The organism is Segetibacter koreensis DSM 18137 (genome assembly GCF_000374045.1).
In the GTDB taxonomy this organism is placed as follows: Bacteria; Bacteroidota; Bacteroidia; order Chitinophagales; family Chitinophagaceae; genus Segetibacter; species Segetibacter koreensis.
Map to the genome: position 1 here is coordinate 1 of NZ_KB893364.1, position 2,507 is coordinate 2,507.

Sequence of the window (2,507 nt, forward strand, 5' to 3'; positions counted from 1 at the left end):
ATTTATTTCACGTATCGGTTATGTGATTGAACCACAATATCTATTTAGTCACTTAGTTAAAAAAATTGAGAAACAAGTTTTTGAAATGGAAGACCTGAGTAATGCGATTAAAAACATAGAAAATTCTACACGGGGTCATGATAGCGAAGATGACTTTATTCACCTATTTGATGATTTAGACCTTAATTCTTCACGTTTGGGTAACTCTAATGCTGCACGTACAAAATTGATTTCAAAAGTAATGATGAAGATATCTACATTACCTTTTGTTCATAGTGATATGGAGATTGATATGTTAGGTGATGCTTACGAGTACTTAATTGGTCAATTCGCAGCAAGTTCAGGTAAAAAAGCTGGAGAATTCTATACACCGCAACAAGTTTCAACGATTTTAGCTAAAATTGTAACAGCCAATAAAAAAGACCTTAAAAGTGTTTATGACCCTACATGTGGATCGGGATCATTACTCCTTCGTGTGGGCCGTGAAGCCAATGTCCGTCAATATTACGGTCAAGAGTACAATAGTACAACATACAACTTAGCACGTATGAACATGTTGTTACATGATGTGAACTATGCGAATTTTAAAATCGAAAATGGAGATACAATAGAAGATCCAGCCATTTCAGATGAACGTTTTGAGGCAGTTGTGGCCAATCCACCTTATAGTGCGAAATGGAGTTCAGATCCACAATTCTTAGAAGACCCACGTTTTAGTAATTATGGGAAATTAGCACCGAAATCAAAAGCAGATTTTGCATTCATTCAGCACATGATTTATCACTTAGATGATAATGGCACAATGGCTGTCGTTTTACCGCATGGCGTGTTATTCCGTGGCGCAGCTGAAGGTGTCATTCGTGAATACTTAATTAAAGAAAAAAACTATTTAGATGCGGTCATCGGTTTACCATCGAACTTATTCTTCGGTACATCGATACCAACAAGTATACTCGTCTTTAAAAAGTGTCGTGAAGATGATGAAAATGTGTTGTTTATTGATGCATCACAATCATTTGAAAAAGGAAAAAATCAAAACCATTTAACAACCGAAGATGTAGAAAAAATTGTTGAAACGTATAAAAATCGAGAAACATTAGATAAGTATAGTTACGCGGCAAGTTTAGAAGAAATCGCAGAAAATGATTATAACCTTAATATTCCAAGATATGTTGATACATTTGAAGAAGAAGAACCTATTGATTTAGAACAAGTTCAAAAAGACTTAAATCAAATTGACGATGAAATTGTAGAAGTGGAACAAGAAATTAATAGCTATCTCAAAGAATTAGGAGTGTTAAAACATGACTAATAAGATGAAGAATGTGCCTGAATTGAGATTTCCTGAGTTTATCGAAGAATGGGAAGAAAAAAGATTGGGAGAAGTAACAATTTATAAAAATGGTGGTTCTTTTGAAAATTCAGTGAAAAACCATGGAATATTTAAACTTATAACTCTTAAATCTGTTAATACAGAAGGTGAGTTAATTAACTCTGGAAAATATATAGATGATAAAAGTACTGAAACACTGTGCAAAGGTACATTAGTAATGATATTAAGCGAACAAGCACCAGGACTTGTTGGTATGACGGCAAATATAACTAGAAACAATAAATATGTATTAAATCAAAGAGTAGCAGCTTTAGTACCTAAACAGGGTATAGACAGTCAATTTTTATCTAAGCTAATTAATAGAAACCAAAAATATTTCAGTGTGAGATCAGCTGGAACAAAAGTGAAAAATATTTCTAAAGGACATGTAGAAAATTTTAATTTTTTATCTCCTAATTACACTGAACAACAAAAGATCGGTAGTTTTTTTAGCAAACTTGATCGACAAATCGAATTAGAGGAACAAAAGTTAGCGAAATTAGAAGAACAGAAAAAGGGATATATGCAAAAGTTATTTTCTCAAAAATTAAGATTTAAAGATGAGAATGGGAATGATTATCCTGAGTGGGAAGAGAAGACTATTAAAGATGTTTATAAAGTAACTAGAGGTTATGTCTTAGCAAGAAAATTAATGAGTGATAACCCAAACAGTATTAACAAATACCCAGTATATTCATCTCAAACAAGTAATAATGGATTGATGGGTTATTATTCAGATTACTTATATCAAGATGCCATAACTTGGACAACAGATGGTGCAAATGCAGGGAGTGTAAGTTTTAGACAAGGAAAATTCTATTGTACAAATGTTTGTGGAGTTTTATTAAATGAATTAGGAAATTCAAATGTGTGTATGGCAGAAATGCTTAATAATATAGCTTTCAAATATGTATCTAAGGTTGGTAACCCTAAATTAATGAATAATGTTATGGCGATGATTAAATTAAAATTCCCTTGTTTAGAAGAACAACAAGCAATTTCTAAATTTTTGAATGTCTTTAGTGAAGTTATAGATAATCAAAACAAAAAAGTAGAATTACTAAAAGAACGTAAAGAAGGATTATTACAGAAAATGTTTGTTTGATTCTGATAACGACCTATTATGTTAACTACT

Annotated in this window: 2 protein-coding genes; both read left to right on the top strand. The window is 31.8% G+C overall.

Annotated elements, in window-relative coordinates; genetic code table 11:
- The coding region (locus B154_RS0122705) for a type I restriction-modification system subunit M (protein WP_018616656.1) at positions 1 to 1,312 on the top strand (1,312 nt) is incomplete at its 5' end.
- Positions 1,305 to 2,477 carry a restriction endonuclease subunit S gene (locus tag B154_RS0122710; protein ID WP_018616657.1) on the top strand — a complete coding sequence of 391 codons (1,173 nt, stop codon included), beginning with the start codon at positions 1,305 to 1,307 and terminating at the stop codon, positions 2,475 to 2,477. The genes B154_RS0122705 and B154_RS0122710, both read left to right, overlap by 8 nt.
- The last annotated feature ends 30 nt before the right edge of the window (positions 2,478 to 2,507 follow it).